Raw genomic sequence first — 16,515 nt, forward strand, 5'->3', positions numbered from 1 at the left:
GACTTCTTTTTTTGTTTATTAAGACTCTGTTGTAACAACATTTCCGTCTGCGTGAGGTGTATCTCCTCCGGTATTCTGTTGTTGCTGTTCTTCTTCAGCTTTTTTTCTAGCCTCTTCTTCAGCTTTTTTCTTAGCTTCTTCTTGTTTTAGCCTATCTTCATTGGCCTTTTTCTGGGCTTCTTCGTCAGCCTTCTTCTTAGCCTCTTCGTCAGCAGCTTTCTTTTGAGCTTCTTCTTGCTGTTTACGTTGTTGTTCTTGTTGTTGTTGTTGTTGTTGTTGTTGCTGTTCTTGTTGTTGTTGTTGCTGTTCTTGTTGTTTGCGCTGATCTTCGTCAGCTTTTTTCTTAGCTTCTTCTTGTTTTAGTTTATCTTCATTGACCTTTTTCTGGGCTTCTTCGTCAGCCTTCTTCTTAGCCTCTTCGTCAGTTTTTTTCGCATTTGGAGTTCCGCCAGGCGCAGTGAAGGATGCACCAACTGCAGGACTTGTTCCAGTACCCTTTTTCGCTACTACAGAGAAGCTGTAAGTAACACCTGGTTTAATACCACCAAGAGTAGCTGTCGTACCGCTTACTGATAAGCTACCACTAGAACCGTCAGTAGCTTTATAGCTTGCTGCGTATGCATCAACATTTGATGATGGTCCAGACCAGTTCAGTGTCACTGTGCTAGCGCCATCGAAAGCGACATTAAGGCCACTAGGTGGATCTACTTTAATTTGTTTAACTGCATCTTTTTTCGCACCTTTTACGTACAATTCTTCATTTAATTCTTGTACAGAAGAAGGGCGTTCGAAACGAGATTTATCTGTAGCGAATTTGCTCATCATTACTTGGAACATTTGCTGAGCAATTCTAGTAGAACGATCTCCAATGTAATTTTCTGCACTATCTTTTTCATAACCAGTCCATACAGCCATTGTATATTGAGGCGTATATCCTGCGAACCAACTATCTCTGTTTGCATCTGCTGGAATACCATATTTTTTAATAACAGATTCATCAAAGTTTTGTGTTCCTGTTTTACCTGCCACGTCTATTCCTGGAACGTATGCTGTTGGACCTGTACCACCAGAACCAGGTTTTACTACGTCACGAAGGACATCAGTAATCATATAGGCCGTATAGTCATGCATTGCACGCTTTTCTTTCGGTTTAAAGTTTTTCTTTTTCCCATCCGGGAAGATAACTTCTTTTACGAAATGAGGTTTATTATAAACACCGTCATTACCAAATGTTGCATAGGCACCTGCTAATTCTAATGGAGAACTATCGTTACTACCGATTGCAGTAGATTCATATACCTTTCCATCTTTAAATGTCATTCCTAAACCTTCAGCAAATTCTTTGGACTTATCGAGACCAACTGCTTGGGCTGTTTTTAAAGCTGGAATATTTAACGATTTCTTCAATGCTTCACGAAGTGAAACGTCACCTTTATAACTATTTGTTGCATTTCGTATTTTTTTACCATTAGAGTACGTATACTCTGAATCGTTCAGTTGATGATACGTAGACCATTGTAGGTTTTCTATTGCTGGACCATAGTCGAAAATTGGCTTCATAGTTGAACCTACTTGGCGTTTTAAATCGATTGCCATATTATGACCTTTGAAAGTAGATTTACTTTCTTTACGACCAGCGCCGATTGCTCGAACTTCTCCAGACTGAGTATCCATAAATACGAATGATCCTTGGAATTGATCGTTTGGATACTTGATGAGATTCCCATCCATTATTTTATCAGCATAGTCTTGAGCATCCAGATCAAGAGTCGTTTGGATCGTTAAACCGTCCGAACCGATATTTATATCAGGAATTTCTTTTTCAACTTCTTTTACAACTGCATCTAAAAATGCTTGGTATTTCATTTCAGTTACTTCTGAAGATGGAAGAAGTCCTTGTGTTACAGGGATTTGCATTGCATCATTCATTTCTTGTTTCGTTATATACCCGTGTCGGTTCATTAATGTTAATACGATATTACGACGTTTCGTTGCTCTATCAACGTTATCTGGTTTTGTTGGATCATAAATGTTAGGACCTTGGGGTAAACCAGCGAGCATTGCAGCTTCGTGTAGTTGTATGTCTTTTAAATCTTTGCCGTAATATTTTTTGGCAGCTGTTGAAATACCATAAGAGCGATTACCTAAGTTAATCTTATTTAAGTACATTTCTAAAATTTCATGTTTTGAGTACTGTTGCTCTAACTTATAAGATAAGTACCATTCCTGCACTTTTCTCTTTGCAGTTTTGTCCATCGTTAGAAAATAGTTTTTAACTACTTGCTGTGTAATCGTACTACCACCTTGTGAGCCAAAGCCACCAGTGACATTTTCCATAATTGCCATTCCAGTACGTCTAAAATCAATTCCATCATGCTCATAGAAGCGAGCATCCTCAGTCGCAAGGAATGCACTTTCAATTACTTTGGGAATTTGATCGTAAGTAACGTGGGTTCGTTTTTCAGCACCGTATTCATAGAAGAAATTCCCGTTTTTATCAAGGAATTTTGTTGATAAAGGATTGACAAGTTTTGATTTGTCTAATTTCGGAGCGTCCTTTACCATAACAAAGAAAGCCGAAACGCCAGCTACGAGGCCGACGATACCAAGAAGTAGACAACCTATAAGGAATTTCTTGAAAAAGGAACCTTTTTTCTTTGGCTTTTCTTCTTTATGAGTTTCTTTCGTTTGATTTTTCACATGATTTCGTTCTGTACGAGAACGATAATTATCTGACATTATACTTTCTCCTACCTTTCATTCTCTCCCCCAAAAGTCGAAAAAAGAGCCTTAGTGATGACTCTATCACGAAAAATAAACCGTGTCTAGTACGCGGATATAATCAATTCGAGGGTGATAACCGCATGATAATAAAGACCCATGCTCTTCTATTTCTTGTTTTGTAATCGATTTGCGTCCACCAGTATTTTGACGATTCCAAAATGCAATAATATGTTTTGCATCTAATAAATAAAATTCATCAAAAAGTGTAAATTTAATAATAACAAATGCAATTCCATTATGAGCGACTACTTGCTTCATATGTTCAATTTGATGAAGGTGGAAGTTTTGAAGTGGAAAACTGGTTTTATTTTTAGTTTCTTTCGCTTCAAAATCGATATATTTCCCTTTGTATACACCGTTGTAATCTGTTGTAGAAGGTTGTTTGAAATACGCTTCTTTTACCACTGCAGCACTTCGAGCGGGGTAATCTACTTTTACAATTTGAAGAGGTGTAGGTTTTTTATGTACGCATGCAATATTATGGGTTAAGTAATATTGATTGGTTTCATTCAATTCCTCTTCAAGGGACATACCTCTATTACTGTAAGTATGTTTTTTTATTGGTGTTTTATGGGGTTGTGAAGCCTGATCGTACCTTTTTCCATTTGGGTAACGAATGGTCATATTTTGTCCACTCCCAACTTGATAAGATTTACTTACAAAGGTGATTATATCAAAAAATGAAAAAAGATGTGACCTTTTTCAAGAAAGGTATGGTGACTTACTCATGTTTCGATGGAATGATTACGAAAAAATTAAACAGAGCCGTAATGATATTTTTTGTACAGAAGAGGAAAAAGCTATAGTTCTTAATATTAAGGAGAGAACGGATGTAGCTAACGTAGATAATATTTCACGTACACAATCTTACCAAGAATATTATTTGAGAAATAGAGAAATTAGATGGTCTTTTTTAGCAAGCATGGTTTCAAGGAATGGGGGATGGAACATGACAGACTTAGAAGGAGAATATTATTCTAATCTTTTATCTCAAACAGTTAAGAGACGATTATTTCATTTGTATGAGAAGGCCAATTGGCTCATTTTCTTAGATGCATTTCCTCAACTATTACTGTATGAGGAAAGTAAAAAGAGATGTGCGCCGCTCTTTCATTTGTTACAATTTTTCAACATATCAATTTTTATGGAAAAAGAATGGATCGCGTTTTGGGGGGAAAAAGATATAAATAGGCTTATGACGGCACTTATTATTAATGAACAAAATAAAATTCAAAAACCAGTAATTGAGAATGCATATTTTCAAAAACATGTATTTGATACTGCACTATTCAAATTTCAAGAAATATTTCACGTTAGTGCAGTTATTTTTCCAATGGTGGAAGGGGGAATGTATGGATTTTCAGTTTATCAATTTGAAACGTTGCAAAAACGTATAGAACTGGGGAAGCAATTAGCTTGGTTATTATTTCATTCAAAGTATAAGGCTTCTTTTTATAAATTTGCAGTGCAAACTAGGCATACAGGATCAAGGATGGATTATGAATGTAATATAAGGGGGATTAGAAAATCAGGTACGCCCGCTCTTAGGGATGTGTATTCTATTGTCATTCATGAAAAATTAATAGAAAAAGATTGGTTTAGTGAAGGATTGGAAATAGATTCTTTATTTTTACTTGAAAAACCTAAGGGGGAAATTAATATAACAGAATGGTATAGAAAGAAGAGGGAGCAAATACATACTCTTTCTATATTAAGTAGTTTTGTTAAAAGAATAGATGAGTTCATGATATAATAAAGAAGTCCCGCCTTCCTAAATGAAGGCGGGGCTTCTTTATTAAAAGTAATATGCTCTACAACAAATTACTTTCTAATCCGCTATTTGCTTGCAGTACGACTTTAGCTTCAACACTTATCGAAAGCGAAGAGGTAAAGTTAGACTAGAAAATAGCTGTTTGTAAAAGCCACTTTGATTAAAGTGGCATTTTATCCCGCTATTTGCGGGCAGTAAAACTCCCACCTCAAAATTCAGCTGGAGAAGTTAGGTGGGAGTCGGGCTGCCCGTAAACGCCCGATTGGTGCGGGCTGATTAAAGTTTCATTTTATGTAGCGGGGAAATTTGGACCATCAAGCTTTGGATTACCAGTCTCAGGTTTGTTTTGTTGTTTGTTTTGCTGTTTCTTTTTTTCGTTTTTATTTTTTGCCATCGTAATACACCTCCTTTTTGTATTGTTACCATTTCTAAAAATGGCATACTAAATGATTTCTTTGACGAATATCAACTAGTTTTGTCATGTGAGAAGGAGTAATCAATCAATCGGCGAAATTACATGACAAAGGAAAGGCAAAGAAGGGGGCGTTTTAAATATGGCGATGGTTCAGAAGGAAGATGTTATGAAAAAAATGGATCAAATGTTAAGTTCTCTCGATTTGCTGGAAATGAATATTGGGATTAGAATGAATCATGCATTAAAGGGTAAAGGTGAAAAAATATGCAATAAGATAGAAATAACAGAAATGCATATAGAACATATGGAAAATAAATTAGTGCATCACGAAGAAAAAGGGAGCTGGGTAAAAACATTTCAAAACGTCGTAGTGAGTGCATAATAAGGTGGGAACAAAATGGGATATGAAGCATTAATCCAGTCCTCGGAGAAGTTAATGCAGTATAATGATGAAGCGAATGTGAAAAAAAGAGAAATGGCTGAATATGATTTTTATAAGGATATGAAGCCATTTGTTGATATTGTAGATGCGGAGTTAGAGATGTGGAAAGAATTAGCTTATAGGTGGATAAAGGAAGAACGACCTAAGTATATACATGTACAACAAATTGATCAAGTTTATGATAATTTACAAACTAATGTGCTACAATGTTTTGTTAATAAGGGAAAAGGTAAACGTTTCTTTGAAACTCATCAGGCTATTGCGTATACTTTGCAAAATATCGTAGATCAATGTAAGTAACAAGAGGGAAAACCCTCTTGTTTTTTTATGCCTCTGTCACTGTTGTAGGTTTTGTTGCACCGTTTATTTCTAACTCTCGTATTAATGTTCGGTAATCTGATATGCATACTTTTCCTTCAAGATAACAATGTCTCGCAAAGTCTAACAGTTCATTCGAATTTTCTGTGTAATACCCCTTTTTTTGAGAAAACGCTTGTTTTAAATCCCCTAATACCATGTTGATTCCTCCCCAATGAGAATCTTCTTCCTTATTATCATAGCATGGAAGGGTTTACTTTCTAATTTTTTTAAAAATTTAAACTTCCGACAAAAACAGACAGATACTCCGTCACACATTTTATTTTATAGGTACATATTCTATATGTAGAAACTTATGCGAAGGAGGAGAGAATGCATGTTTCAACAACCTAATGTATATCAGCAAGCAAATCCATATGCACAGCAAAATATGTACCAATATAATGAGGATACATATTTGCGATATAATATGTATCCTTTCGAGCCTCATTATGGAAACCAAAATTATTATCAACCATTTGAAGTGTCGTTTGGGAATCAACCGCAGCAAGCGCATATGAATCAACCGCAACAAGCGTATACGAATCAACCGCAGCAAGCGCATATGAGTCAGTCGCAGCAAATGTATACGAATCAACCGCAGCAAGCGCATATGAATCAACCGCAACAAGCGTATACGAATCAACCGCAGCAAGCGCATATGAGTCAGTCGCAGCAAATGTATACGAATCAACCACAGCAAGCGTATATGAATTCACAAAACTACATGTCCCCATCTCAATATGTAAATCAACAAGCTATGTTTTATCCACCGAAACAACCATATCCAACGATGAATAAACAAAAGCAACAGCAACAGCAACAGCAACCAAGTCAGTTTTCTAGTTTTGTTTCACAATTTAAATCATCAGATGGTAACTACGATGTAAATAAAATGATGAACACAGCTGGACAAATGATGAACGCGATGAATCAAGTAACAGGGATTGTTAAGCAAGTCGGGGGCTTTTTTGGTAAATAATAGTAGGGGGTTGTCTATAATAGGTATTACGTATGAAATTGGATACTAGACAAATTTCCATGAAATAAATGGGTATATATAACAAGCGGCTTTACCCCCTCGCTCATATTGTAAAGTGTAGTCAGATTTTTTTAATGAGAGAGGAGAGAAAAAACTATGCATCATTGTCATCCTTGCTTTGGAGGGCATAAGCCTGTAGGACCTATTTGTACAACTGCTCCTGTCATTCATCCGGCAAAACAGTGCGTAACACATTCTTTTTCAACAACGGTGGTGCCACACATTTTCCCAACGCATACAACACATGTACATCATCAACAAATTAAAAATCAAAACTTCTTCCCGCAAACAAACTCGAATGTAAATGTTGTAGACCCTGGTGATCCAGGATCTGTTGGTGGATTTGGCGGTGGATCTGTTGGTGGATTTGGCGGTGGATTTGGCGGAGGATTCGGCGGGGGATGTGGACCATGCGGTCATGGCCATCATCACCATGGGCATCAAATATCACCATTTGGTCCAGGACCGAATGTATCACCATTTGGACCAGGACCGAATGTATCACCATTTGGACCAAATATCGGACCAAACGTTGGTGGAATGTTTAAAAAGTAAATGATATGTTAGAACTAGCGAAATGCTAGTTCTTTTTTTGTAATTGGAGTGTTTATATGAAAGTCGTTGCTGTAACAGGATATAAGCCGTTTGAGCTTGGAATATTTAAAAATGATCATCCAGGAGTAGAATGTATAAAAAAGGCGCTGCGTCGTAAATTAACTGCTTTTGTAGAAGATGGTTTGGAATGGGTTATTATAAGCGGTCAGTTAGGAGTAGAGCTATGGGCCGCTGAAGTTGTTTTTGAAATTCAAGTAGAATATCCAGATTTAAAATTAGCGGTATTTACTCCTTTTTTAGAACAAGAAGAAAATTGGAAGGAAGATAACCGTGAATATTACGAATTTATTCTTTCGCAAGCAGATCACAATGATAGTATTACGAAACGGAAGTACGAAAGCCCAGAGCAATTTAAATTAAAGAATCAATTTTTTATTGAAAAAAGCGATGCACTTTTAGCTGTATATGATGAAGAAAAGTCTGGGAGCCCTAAATATATTGTAGAAGCAGCTAAGAAAAAAGGAGAAATAGAAAATTATCACAGTTATTTCATTCTTTTTTCTGATTTACAAGATATAATGGAAGAGGAACAGTGGAATAATGCAGAGTAATATGTAATATAGTACTCGTATATTTGATTGACAAAAGGCATTGTTTCTGAAAAAATTTAGTTAATGAAAGCTTTGGCAAAAATTTGAGGTGAAGAAAATGATTTCGGATAAAATTAAATTAACAGCGAAAGATATTTTAGAAAAAGAATTTAAAACAGGTATGAGAGGTTATCAACAAGAAGAAGTAGACAAGTTTCTTGATACGATTATTAAAGATTATGAAGCGTTTCATAAGGAATTTGATCAATTAAAACAACAAAATGCTCGTTTGAAACGTGAATTAGAAGAGCAGAAAGTAGCGGCAATACAAGTTCCGCAACAACCGGTACAAACACCAGTTGCACAACCAGTATATAACAATACGAATACGGATATTTTAAAACGTCTATCTAATTTAGAAAAAGCTGTATTTGGAAGTAAGTTATACGAATAAATTAAGGTAACAAAAAGGTTAAAGTATTTTACATAGAAAAAAACATTGCAAAATCTTTTTGTTTCCACTATACTAATGTTTGTCATAACGTTTGGGTAATCGCTGCAACGCCAACGTTGTAGAGGAAAGTCCATGCTCGCACAGCCTGAGATGGTTGTAGTGTTCGTGCCTAGCCAAGTCATAAGCTAGGGTATTCTGGCTGTGAGGCTGGTTTAACGGCAGGGAAAAAACCTAAGTCCTTTCGGATATGGTTTGACTACCTTTAAAGTGCCACAGTGACGAAGTCCTTGAAGAAATGATAGGAGTGGAACGAGGTAAACCCCACGAGCGAGAAACCCAAATAATGGTAGGGGAATCTTTTCCAAGGAAATGAACGACGGAAAAGGACAGGTTTTCGTAACCTGTAGATAGATGATTACCACCGGAGTACGAGGCGTGGGCCGTTTGCAGTACAAAGGAACAGAACATGGCTTACAGAACGTTATGAACCAACTATGAAATAACTCAGCTCTCCTTTGTTAGAGGAGGGCTTTTTATTTGTATGAAGTTATAAGTTGTGAGTTAAAATGGTAAGTGAGAATATTCTTCGTAATATGTGATAATTAATAGGACAACATGTTATTAATTATTGTTTGATTATACATAAGAGGTGAATGAAAATGGGAAAAGTTACTTTAATTGCAACAGCGGCAATGGGTATTGAAGCGTTAGTTGCCCGAGAAGTTCGCGATCTTGGTTATGAATGTGAAGTGGAAAACGGAAAGGTAACGTTTGAAGCGGATGAAAAAGCGATTTGTCGTACGAATTTATGGTTACGTACTGCAGACCGTGTGAAAATTAAAGTCGGCGAATTTAAAGCAACAACATTCGATGAGTTATTTGAAAAAACAAAAGCGTTAAACTGGGGAGATTATATTCCAGAGAACGGTGAATTCCCTGTTATTGGGAAATCTTTGAAATCAACATTATTTAGCGTTTCAGACTGCCAACGTATTGTTAAAAAGGCTGTTGTTGAGAAATTAAAAACAACGTATAGACGCACAACTTGGTTTGAAGAAGATGGTCCGTTATTCCGTATTGAAATTGCAATGTTGAAAGATATTGCAACGTTAACAATCGATGCGAGTGGTGTAGGTCTTCATAAACGTGGATACCGTCTTGAGCAAGGTGAAGCGCCTTTAAAAGAAACATTAGCTGCGTCTTTAATTAAGTTAACAAACTGGAAGCCGGATCGTCCTTTCGTTGATCCTTTCTGTGGATCTGGTACAATTCCAATTGAAGCTGCATTAATTGGACAAAATATCGCACCAGGATTTAACCGAGGCTTTGCATCGGATGAATGGGGCTGGGTTGGTAAACAAAATTGGCGTGAAGCTCGTCAAGAAGCTGAAGATTTAGCAAATTATAATCAACCATTGCAAATCATTGGATCAGATATCGATCACCGTATGATAAGAGTTGCCCAAGATAACGCAGATGAAGTTGGATTAGGGGATCTTATATCATTTAAACAAATGCAAGTAAAAGATTTCACGACAAAAGAGGAATATGGCTATGTTGTAACGAATCCTCCATACGGAGAACGTTTAAGTGAAAGAGCGCTTGTTGAAAAATTATATAAAGAAACGGGAGAGGTATTCCGCCCATTAGATACGTGGTCAATGTATTTATTAACAAGTTATGAAGCATTTGAGAAGTGTTACGGAAAAGATGCATCGAAAAAGCGTAAACTGTTTAACGGATTTATCCGTACAGATTACTATCAATACTTCGGAAAACGTCCACCGCGTAATTCATAGTATAAAACTCCTCCAGCGCGCATATACTGGCTATTATGTAATGCGTAAAGGAGGAAGTGATATGGATAGTTTCCAATTATCAATGATTCAAAAAGCTATTCACCGTACGTATGATGAGCTCGGAAAAGAAGTGGATAGTCAAGGTGCGATTGTAGATGAAATACAAAAAGCGCAGGAAGAATATTTGTCAGCTCTTTCACATGAAACAGCGATTGATAAACGGTATTTAAAGTCATTAATATAGAAAAAAATTTTCCTTTTTCGAAAGGAAAATTTTTTTTCGTGTATTTCTATGTATTGCAACAGGGGAAAGTGGCTGCACACATGTGAGTAGCAGTTGCTATATCTTTTTATAGAAAAACTGTTTGGTTGGAGGCTAAGGATGTTTACTGAGAATAGGTTACCATTTGAAGTAGGGAAACAAGATAATTTTTATGATAAGTTGAATGAGTGGATTGGAGATGTGTTTTACGACATTCTTCCGGAAAAAGGCTTTGAAGAGCGTGATGAACAGATTTTTATGGCGTTTCAGTTAGAACGCGCTTTCCAAGAGAAGAAAGTTATGTTTGCAGAAGCAGGTGTAGGAACAGGGAAAACAATTGTATATCTTCTATATGCAATTTGTTATGCACGTTATACAGGGAAGCCAGCTATTATCGCTTGTGCAGATGAAACGTTAATTGAGCAGCTTGTGAAAGAAGAAGGAGACATTGCTAAGTTATCTGAAGCATTAGGGCTATCTGTTGATGTTAGACTTGCGAAATCAATGGATAATTATTTATGTTTGCGTAAACTTGAAGATGTTATGAGTGGACGAGCTCCAGAAGTAATTGAAGATGTATATTACGAATTACCTCAGTTCGTATTCGATCATGGTACGATGCAGAACTTTACTCACTATGGTGATCGAAAAGAATTTCCACTGTTAAATGACGAGGAATGGTCAAAGGTAAACTGGGATTACTTCCAAGATTGCTTCACTTGTGATTCTCGTCATCGTTGTGGTCAAACACTTTCTCGTGAACATTATCGTAAAGCTGCAGATTTAATTATTTGTTCTCAAGACTTCTATATGGATCATATTTGGACATATGATGCACGTAAACGTGAAGGGCAAATTCCGTTATTACCAGAAAGTAGCTGCGTTGTATTCGATGAAGGACATCTTGTAGAGTATGCAGCTCAAAAAGCTTTAACGTACCGTTTAAAACAAACGATGATGGAGCAACTTTTAACGAGATTATTACAAAACGATATTCGTGAAGAGTTCGCACATTTAGTAGAAGAGACAATTTGGCAAACTGAACAATTCTTTGGGGTACTACAAGAGAATAAAAAGGAAATTGAAGGTTCTGATCGTTTAGAAATTACTGTGACAGAAAAGGTAACTGCAGAAGCGAAAAGACTTTATGTGAAAATCGGTGAAGTCGGTGATGCATTAGTATTTGAAAGTGAAATGCATACAGTAAACACATACGATTTAAATATTGTTGATGAGCATTTAGATGTGTTAGAGCATTCACTTCGTCTTTTCATGCACGAGAAAAATGTAATTACGTGGGGTGAAGAAAGTGATGGTGCTTTCACGTTAGTTATTATGCCACGTGCAGTTGAAGAAGTGTTACAAGAAAAAGTATTCTCGAAGAAAATTCCGTACATTTTCTCATCTGCAACATTATCGGATAACGATTCGTTCGCATTTACAGCAAATAGTCTAGGGGTAAAAGATTATTTATCATTCTCAGTTGCCTCACCGTTTGATTATGAAGAGCAAATGGCAGTAAACTTACTATCGCATACGAAAGAAAATGAATGGGAAAGAAAGTGTCAATATACACTTGAAAATATCCAGAAAACAAATGGACGTACGCTTGTATTATTCCGTACAATGCAAGAACTTGCAGCATTCAAAGAGTATGTAAGTAAAGAGCAAATGTCGGTTCCGTTCTTATATGAAGGGGATCAGGAAATTAGTCAGCTCGTTTCTCGTTTCCAAAATGAAGAAGAGACTGTACTTTGTGCTGTGCATTTATGGGAAGGTTTAGATATTCCTGGTTCATCATTATCACACGTTATTATTTGGTCATTACCATTCCCTCCAAACGATCCTGTGTTTGAAGCGAAGCGTAAACATGTGAATGATCCATTCTGGGACGTAGATGTGCCTTATATGATTTTACGTCTTCGCCAAGGAATTGGACGTTTAATTCGTACAAGTGAAGATAAAGGTGCTATATCATTATTCTTATCAGATAATGAAGATGAAAAAGTGATAGAAGCAGTGAAGAAAGTGCTTCCGGTAGAAGGAAAAGTACTTTAAGCGAAAAAATGTTGTAAGGAAAAGTTTGGCATTTGCCAAGCTTTTTTTTCTATTAGAAAAGGAATTTATGTTTTAATGTCGAAATAAGGTTGAGGTAGAAAAAGGAGGTTTTTTTATACTATGACAGTTGCTACATATGAAGTAGAAAAACAATTTTTAACATATGTGAAGAAGATAGAGAATTATGGAGAAGCATTAAGCTTAATGTTTTGGGATTTAAGAACAGGTGCACCAAAGCAAGGAGTAGACCAGCGTTCAGAAGTAATTGGAATGCTTTCATCCGAAGTGTTTGTGATGTCGACTTCAGATGAGATGGGGAACTATTTAACTGAACTAGAATCTTTAATTGTTGAAAATAAACTTTCTGAAACGACAAAGAAAATGGTTGAAGAGTGTCGGAAAGAATATGATAGAAATAAGAAAATTCCACAAGCGGAATATGAAGCGTATGTGAAATTAGAAGCGAAAGCGGAAAGTGTATGGGAAGAAGCTCGCGAAAAATCTGACTTCGAAATGTTCCGTCCGTATTTAGAAAAAATTGTTGAATTCAAAAAGAAGTTTATTACATATTGGGGTTACGAAACGTACAAATATAACACGCTATTAGACATGTATGAGCCGGGAATCACAGTAGAAGTGTTAGATCATGTATTTGGTCAACTACGTGAACGTATCGTTCCGCTTGTGAAAGAAATTTCTGAGTCTAAAAAAGAATTAAAAACAAATGCTTTATCCGAACATTTTTCAAAAGAAAAACAAAAGAATTTTACTTTAGAGTTATTAAAACAATTGAACTATAACTTTGAAGCGGGTCGTCTTGATGAAACGGTACATCCTTTTGAAATTACATTAAATAGAGGGGATGTTCGTATTACGACTCGTTACGATGAGAAAGACTTCCGTATGGCTGTTTTCGGCACGATTCATGAATGTGGTCATGCTGTATATGAGCAAAATGTTGCAGAGGAACTAGAAGGAACACCGCTTTGCAGTGGAACATCAATGGGAATTCACGAGTCACAATCGTTATTCTTTGAAAACTTCATTGGCCGTAATAAGTCGTTCTGGAAGAAAAACTATGATTTGTTAAAGCGATATAGTGACGGTCAATTTGACGGCGTATCAGTAGACGAGTTTTATGATGCAATTAATGAGTCAAAACCATCCTTTATCCGTATAGAAGCAGATGAACTTACATATCCGCTTCATGTTATGGTTCGCTATGAGCTGGAGAAAGAATTATTTGATGGCACACTGCAAGTAAAAGACTTACCAGCGGCATGGAATGATAAGATGGAAACTTATTTAGGTATTCGTCCAGAGAATGACGCACAAGGTGTATTACAAGACGTTCACTGGGCTGGCGGTTCGTTTGGATATTTCCCATCTTATGCGCTTGGTTATATGTATGCAGCGCAATTTAAACAAAGGATGCTAAAGGATATTCCAAACTTTGATGCATTATTAGAAGAAGGAAACGTGACGCCAATTCGTGAATGGTTAACAGAGAATATTCACCAATACGGCAAAACGAAAAAACCACTTGAAATTTTAAAAGATGTGACAGGTGAAGGTTTAAATGCAAACTACTTAGCTGATTATTTAGAAGCTAAATATAAAGAGATTTATGAGTTATAAAACAGGAGCTGCTTAATTGCAGCTCTTTTTTATGAGGGAGTGAGAGAAATGGGCTATATGTTTACAGTAATGTCGCAAGCGGAAGCAGAAGAAATTGCATACAACTGGCATTATGAAGGCGAGTATTCTTTTTATGATATAGGGGCAGATCAAGAAGATTTAGTGGAGTTTTTAAATGCTCATATGAGAGGGAGTACTACATTTGTCGTGAAAGAAAACGATAGTATAATTGGCTTCTTTAGTTTTTGTAAAATAAATAATCAAACGGTTGATATAGGCCTTGGAATGAGACCTGATATAACAGGCAATGGATTAGGTTTACAGTTCGTAAAAGCTGGATTAGATTTTAGTAAAGAAAAATATAACTGTGACTATATAACATTATCGGTAGCGGCATTTAATGAAAGGGCAATCAAAGTATATAAAAAAGCAGGGTTCGAAGCAGTTGGGACGTTTATTCAAAAAACGAATGGCAGTTGTTTTGAGTTTTTGAAAATGAACTATATATGTAAAAATGATTAAGAAACAGAAGGGGGCTTCTGTTTTTTTATTTTGATGCAGAAATAAATGATGTTTGTTTTTGTACTTGTTGTAATTAGAAGTTTTGAAATTTTGGAAGAGGATGTGTATGATTGAAGTTTAGTAGCAAATAGCAAGTTTAGTAAGGAGAGGTAAGGTAGTATGATTACAATTAAAACGAAAAATGAAATAGAGTTGATGCATGAATCGGGGAAGTTACTAGCTTCTTGTCATAGAGAAATCGCAAAAATGATGAAACCAGGTATCACTACACAAGAAATTGATACGTTTGTTGAAGCATATTTAGAAGAGCATGGTGCCAGATCCGAACAGAAAGGGTATAACGATTATCCATACGCAATATGTGCATCTGTAAACAATGAAATGTGTCATGGGTTTCCAACAGATGTTCCTTTAAGTGAAGGAGATATTGTGACGATTGACATGGTAGTAAACTTAAATGGTGCGCTTTCGGATTCTGCATGGACGTATATAGTTGGAGATATTTCTGATGAAGCAAAAAGGTTATTGTTAGTAGCAGAGAGTGCTTTATATAAAGGGATTGAGCAAGCGATAAGTGGTAACCATGTTGGAGATATTGGATACGCAATTGAAAGTTATGTAGCTTCTGAAGGGTTTTCTGTTGCAAGAGACTTTACGGGACACGGAATTGGTAAAGAAATTCATGAGGAACCAGCAATTTTTCATTTTGGTAAGCCAAGGCAAGGACCAGAATTACAAGAAGGAATGGTAATTACAATTGAACCTATTGTAAATGCCGGTATGCGATATTCTAAAGTAGATTTAAACGGATGGACTGCACGGACGATGGATGGGAAATTATCTGCACAATATGAGCATACAATTGCGATTACGAAGGATGGTCCTATCATATTAACGACGTTGTAATATGAAATGTGAAAGTTGGGAAAACTCGAACAAAAACGGTGTTTTCATAAAATTTGTACGTGTTTTTTTCGATAAATGCTTTTCAAAGTGAAAAAAGTGCGTTATAATCCTTCTATAAATAAATAAGTTAGCTACACTCATATAATCGCGGGGATATGGCCTGCAAGTTTCTACCGAAGTACCGTAAATACTTTGACTATGAGTGAGGACGAATATATTTGCTTGTTTAGCATTCTTTTTTGCGAAACTCCAAAAGCACGTCTCTCACTTGTAACGAGTGGTGGCGGCTTTTGGAGTTTTTTATTTGCATAAGAGGAGGAACTAACATGAAAGTATTACACGAAAAGATTTTGAACGAAGGAAAGGTTTTATCTGGTGATGTATTAAAGGTAGATGCATTTTTAAATCATCAAATTGATCCAGTACTTATGCAAGAAATCGGAAAAGAATTTGCTAAGCGTTTTAAAGAAGAGAACATTACAAAAATCGTGACGATTGAATCTTCAGGCATTGCACCAGCGGTTATGGCTGCTTTAGAGCTTGGTGTAAAAGTAGTTTTTGCAAGAAAGCGTAAATCGTTAACGTTACAAGATAATATGTATGTTGCGGAAGTATACTCATTTACAAAACAAGAAACGAACGAGATTTCATTATCTCGAAATCATATTGATGAAAATGATCATGTACTAATTATTGATGACTTCTTAGCAAATGGTCAGGCTGCTTTAGGTTTAATGAATTTAGTAGAGCAAGCCGGGGCTAGTATTGCGGGAATTGGCATTGTTATTGAAAAAGCATTTCAAGATGGAGGAAAGAAGCTGCGTGAACAGGGTGTTCGTGTTGAATCACTAGCAGAAATTGCATCACTTGATAACGGCACAGTTACATTTGTACAGCAAGAAACTTCGGAGGTGAACTAA

The 16,515-nt window shown here is 36.3% G+C and carries 18 protein-coding genes, 1 other RNA gene and 1 riboswitch; of the genes, 15 read left to right on the top strand and 4 right to left on the bottom strand.

What is annotated here, in order from left to right; genetic code table 11:
- Positions 1-18: 18 nt before the first annotated feature.
- A complete protein-coding gene (locus tag MHI07_RS07635; RefSeq protein ID WP_340822873.1) occupies positions 19-2,739 on the bottom strand; it encodes a PBP1A family penicillin-binding protein in 2,721 nt (906 codons plus the stop codon).
- Positions 2,740-2,805: 66 nt separating this feature from the next.
- Positions 2,806-3,408 (bottom strand): Holliday junction resolvase RecU, encoded by a 603-nt coding sequence (gene recU / locus MHI07_RS07640; protein WP_000155584.1) that lies wholly within the window; start codon positions 3,406-3,408, stop codon positions 2,806-2,808.
- A gap of 103 nt (positions 3,409-3,511) precedes the next feature.
- On the opposite strand from recU, the gene MHI07_RS07645 reads away from it, so the two are divergent.
- A complete protein-coding gene (locus tag MHI07_RS07645; protein ID WP_215570069.1) occupies positions 3,512-4,537 on the top strand; it encodes a DUF2515 domain-containing protein in 1,026 nt (341 codons plus the stop codon).
- Positions 4,538-4,844: 307 nt separating this feature from the next.
- Here the strand turns inward: MHI07_RS07645 and MHI07_RS07650 are convergent, their stop codons facing one another.
- Entirely contained in the window at positions 4,845-4,991 is a 147-nt protein-coding gene (locus MHI07_RS07650; protein WP_306292139.1) for a phage portal protein, read from the bottom strand.
- 118 nt (positions 4,992-5,109) lie between these two features.
- On the opposite strand from MHI07_RS07650, the gene MHI07_RS07655 reads away from it, so the two are divergent.
- Both MHI07_RS07655 and MHI07_RS07660 read left to right on the top strand, forming a co-directional pair.
- The gene (locus MHI07_RS07655) at positions 5,110-5,352 is read left to right on the top strand and encodes a hypothetical protein (protein ID WP_002158558.1); all 243 of its coding nucleotides are present in this window, start codon (positions 5,110-5,112) and stop codon (positions 5,350-5,352) included.
- 15 nt (positions 5,353-5,367) lie between these two features.
- Positions 5,368-5,712, top strand: coding sequence for a YppE family protein (locus MHI07_RS07660; protein WP_016104342.1), 345 nt, complete (start codon positions 5,368-5,370; stop codon positions 5,710-5,712).
- A gap of 25 nt (positions 5,713-5,737) precedes the next feature.
- On the opposite strand, the gene MHI07_RS07665 is transcribed toward MHI07_RS07660, so the two are convergent.
- Positions 5,738-5,929: a YppF family protein gene (locus MHI07_RS07665; protein ID WP_002030817.1), complete on the bottom strand. Its 192-nt coding sequence runs from the start codon at positions 5,927-5,929 to the stop codon at positions 5,738-5,740.
- 177 nt (positions 5,930-6,106) lie between these two features.
- Between MHI07_RS07665 and MHI07_RS07670 the strand changes: the two genes are divergently transcribed.
- From MHI07_RS07670 to MHI07_RS07725, 12 genes are all read left to right on the top strand, one after another.
- Entirely contained in the window at positions 6,107-6,751 is a 645-nt protein-coding gene (locus tag MHI07_RS07670; RefSeq protein ID WP_340822877.1) for a YppG family protein, read from the top strand.
- A gap of 156 nt (positions 6,752-6,907) precedes the next feature.
- Positions 6,908-7,366: a CotD family spore coat protein gene (locus MHI07_RS07675; protein WP_340822878.1), complete on the top strand. Its 459-nt coding sequence runs from the start codon at positions 6,908-6,910 to the stop codon at positions 7,364-7,366.
- 56 nt (positions 7,367-7,422) lie between these two features.
- On the top strand, positions 7,423-7,977 hold the full coding sequence (locus MHI07_RS07680; RefSeq protein ID WP_340822880.1) for a DUF1273 domain-containing protein: 555 nt from the start codon (positions 7,423-7,425) through the stop codon (positions 7,975-7,977).
- Between the two features lie 97 nt (positions 7,978-8,074).
- Positions 8,075-8,410, top strand: a complete 336-nt coding sequence (gene gpsB, locus MHI07_RS07685; protein WP_340826883.1) for a cell division regulator GpsB — start codon at positions 8,075-8,077, stop codon at positions 8,408-8,410.
- 87 nt (positions 8,411-8,497) lie between these two features.
- Positions 8,498-8,889, top strand: an RNA gene (rnpB, locus tag MHI07_RS07690) — RNase P RNA component class B.
- Between the two features lie 180 nt (positions 8,890-9,069).
- Complete coding sequence (locus MHI07_RS07695) at positions 9,070-10,209, top strand: THUMP domain-containing class I SAM-dependent RNA methyltransferase (RefSeq protein ID WP_002149278.1); 1,140 nt, start codon at positions 9,070-9,072, stop codon at positions 10,207-10,209.
- Between the two features lie 61 nt (positions 10,210-10,270).
- Complete coding sequence (locus MHI07_RS07700) at positions 10,271-10,453, top strand: DUF3921 domain-containing protein (protein ID WP_000376895.1); 183 nt, start codon at positions 10,271-10,273, stop codon at positions 10,451-10,453.
- A gap of 138 nt (positions 10,454-10,591) precedes the next feature.
- Complete coding sequence (locus MHI07_RS07705; RefSeq protein ID WP_340822883.1) at positions 10,592-12,529, top strand: ATP-dependent DNA helicase; 1,938 nt, start codon at positions 10,592-10,594, stop codon at positions 12,527-12,529.
- A 120-nt stretch (positions 12,530-12,649) separates the two neighbouring features.
- The gene (gene ypwA, locus MHI07_RS07710; protein WP_016104345.1) at positions 12,650-14,167 is read left to right on the top strand and encodes a carboxypeptidase; all 1,518 of its coding nucleotides are present in this window, start codon (positions 12,650-12,652) and stop codon (positions 14,165-14,167) included.
- 48 nt (positions 14,168-14,215) lie between these two features.
- Positions 14,216-14,689, top strand: coding sequence for a GNAT family N-acetyltransferase (locus MHI07_RS07715; RefSeq protein ID WP_078173006.1), 474 nt, complete (start codon positions 14,216-14,218; stop codon positions 14,687-14,689).
- 159 nt (positions 14,690-14,848) lie between these two features.
- Positions 14,849-15,595 carry a type I methionyl aminopeptidase gene (locus tag MHI07_RS07720; protein WP_078181036.1) on the top strand — a complete coding sequence of 249 codons (747 nt, stop codon included), beginning with the start codon at positions 14,849-14,851 and terminating at the stop codon, positions 15,593-15,595.
- Between the two features lie 117 nt (positions 15,596-15,712).
- A riboswitch (purine riboswitch) is annotated at positions 15,713-15,814 on the top strand.
- Between the two features lie 107 nt (positions 15,815-15,921).
- Positions 15,922-16,515: a xanthine phosphoribosyltransferase gene (locus MHI07_RS07725; protein ID WP_340822890.1), complete on the top strand. Its 594-nt coding sequence runs from the start codon at positions 15,922-15,924 to the stop codon at positions 16,513-16,515.

Source organism: Bacillus sp. FSL H8-0545 (genome assembly GCF_038006105.1).
Taxonomy (GTDB): domain Bacteria; phylum Bacillota; class Bacilli; order Bacillales; family Bacillaceae_G; genus Bacillus_A; species Bacillus_A cereus_U.

Coding starts and splice junctions, on each gene's coding strand:
- MHI07_RS07635 (WP_340822873.1), bottom strand. CDS start 2,739: ATGTCAGATAATTATCGTTCTCGTACAGAACGAAATCATGTGAAAAAT.
- recU (WP_000155584.1), bottom strand. CDS start 3,408: ATGACCATTCGTTACCCAAATGGAAAAAGGTACGATCAGGCTTCACAA.
- MHI07_RS07645 (WP_215570069.1), top strand. CDS start 3,512: ATGTTTCGATGGAATGATTACGAAAAAATTAAACAGAGCCGTAATGAT.
- MHI07_RS07655 (WP_002158558.1), top strand. CDS start 5,110: ATGGCGATGGTTCAGAAGGAAGATGTTATGAAAAAAATGGATCAAATG.
- MHI07_RS07660 (WP_016104342.1), top strand. CDS start 5,368: ATGGGATATGAAGCATTAATCCAGTCCTCGGAGAAGTTAATGCAGTAT.
- MHI07_RS07665 (WP_002030817.1), bottom strand. CDS start 5,929: ATGGTATTAGGGGATTTAAAACAAGCGTTTTCTCAAAAAAAGGGGTAT.
- MHI07_RS07670 (WP_340822877.1), top strand. CDS start 6,107: ATGTTTCAACAACCTAATGTATATCAGCAAGCAAATCCATATGCACAG.
- MHI07_RS07675 (WP_340822878.1), top strand. CDS start 6,908: ATGCATCATTGTCATCCTTGCTTTGGAGGGCATAAGCCTGTAGGACCT.
- MHI07_RS07680 (WP_340822880.1), top strand. CDS start 7,423: ATGAAAGTCGTTGCTGTAACAGGATATAAGCCGTTTGAGCTTGGAATA.
- gpsB (WP_340826883.1), top strand. CDS start 8,075: ATGATTTCGGATAAAATTAAATTAACAGCGAAAGATATTTTAGAAAAA.
- MHI07_RS07695 (WP_002149278.1), top strand. CDS start 9,070: ATGGGAAAAGTTACTTTAATTGCAACAGCGGCAATGGGTATTGAAGCG.
- MHI07_RS07700 (WP_000376895.1), top strand. CDS start 10,271: ATGGATAGTTTCCAATTATCAATGATTCAAAAAGCTATTCACCGTACG.
- MHI07_RS07705 (WP_340822883.1), top strand. CDS start 10,592: ATGTTTACTGAGAATAGGTTACCATTTGAAGTAGGGAAACAAGATAAT.
- ypwA (WP_016104345.1), top strand. CDS start 12,650: ATGACAGTTGCTACATATGAAGTAGAAAAACAATTTTTAACATATGTG.
- MHI07_RS07715 (WP_078173006.1), top strand. CDS start 14,216: ATGGGCTATATGTTTACAGTAATGTCGCAAGCGGAAGCAGAAGAAATT.
- MHI07_RS07720 (WP_078181036.1), top strand. CDS start 14,849: ATGATTACAATTAAAACGAAAAATGAAATAGAGTTGATGCATGAATCG.
- MHI07_RS07725 (WP_340822890.1), top strand. CDS start 15,922: ATGAAAGTATTACACGAAAAGATTTTGAACGAAGGAAAGGTTTTATCT.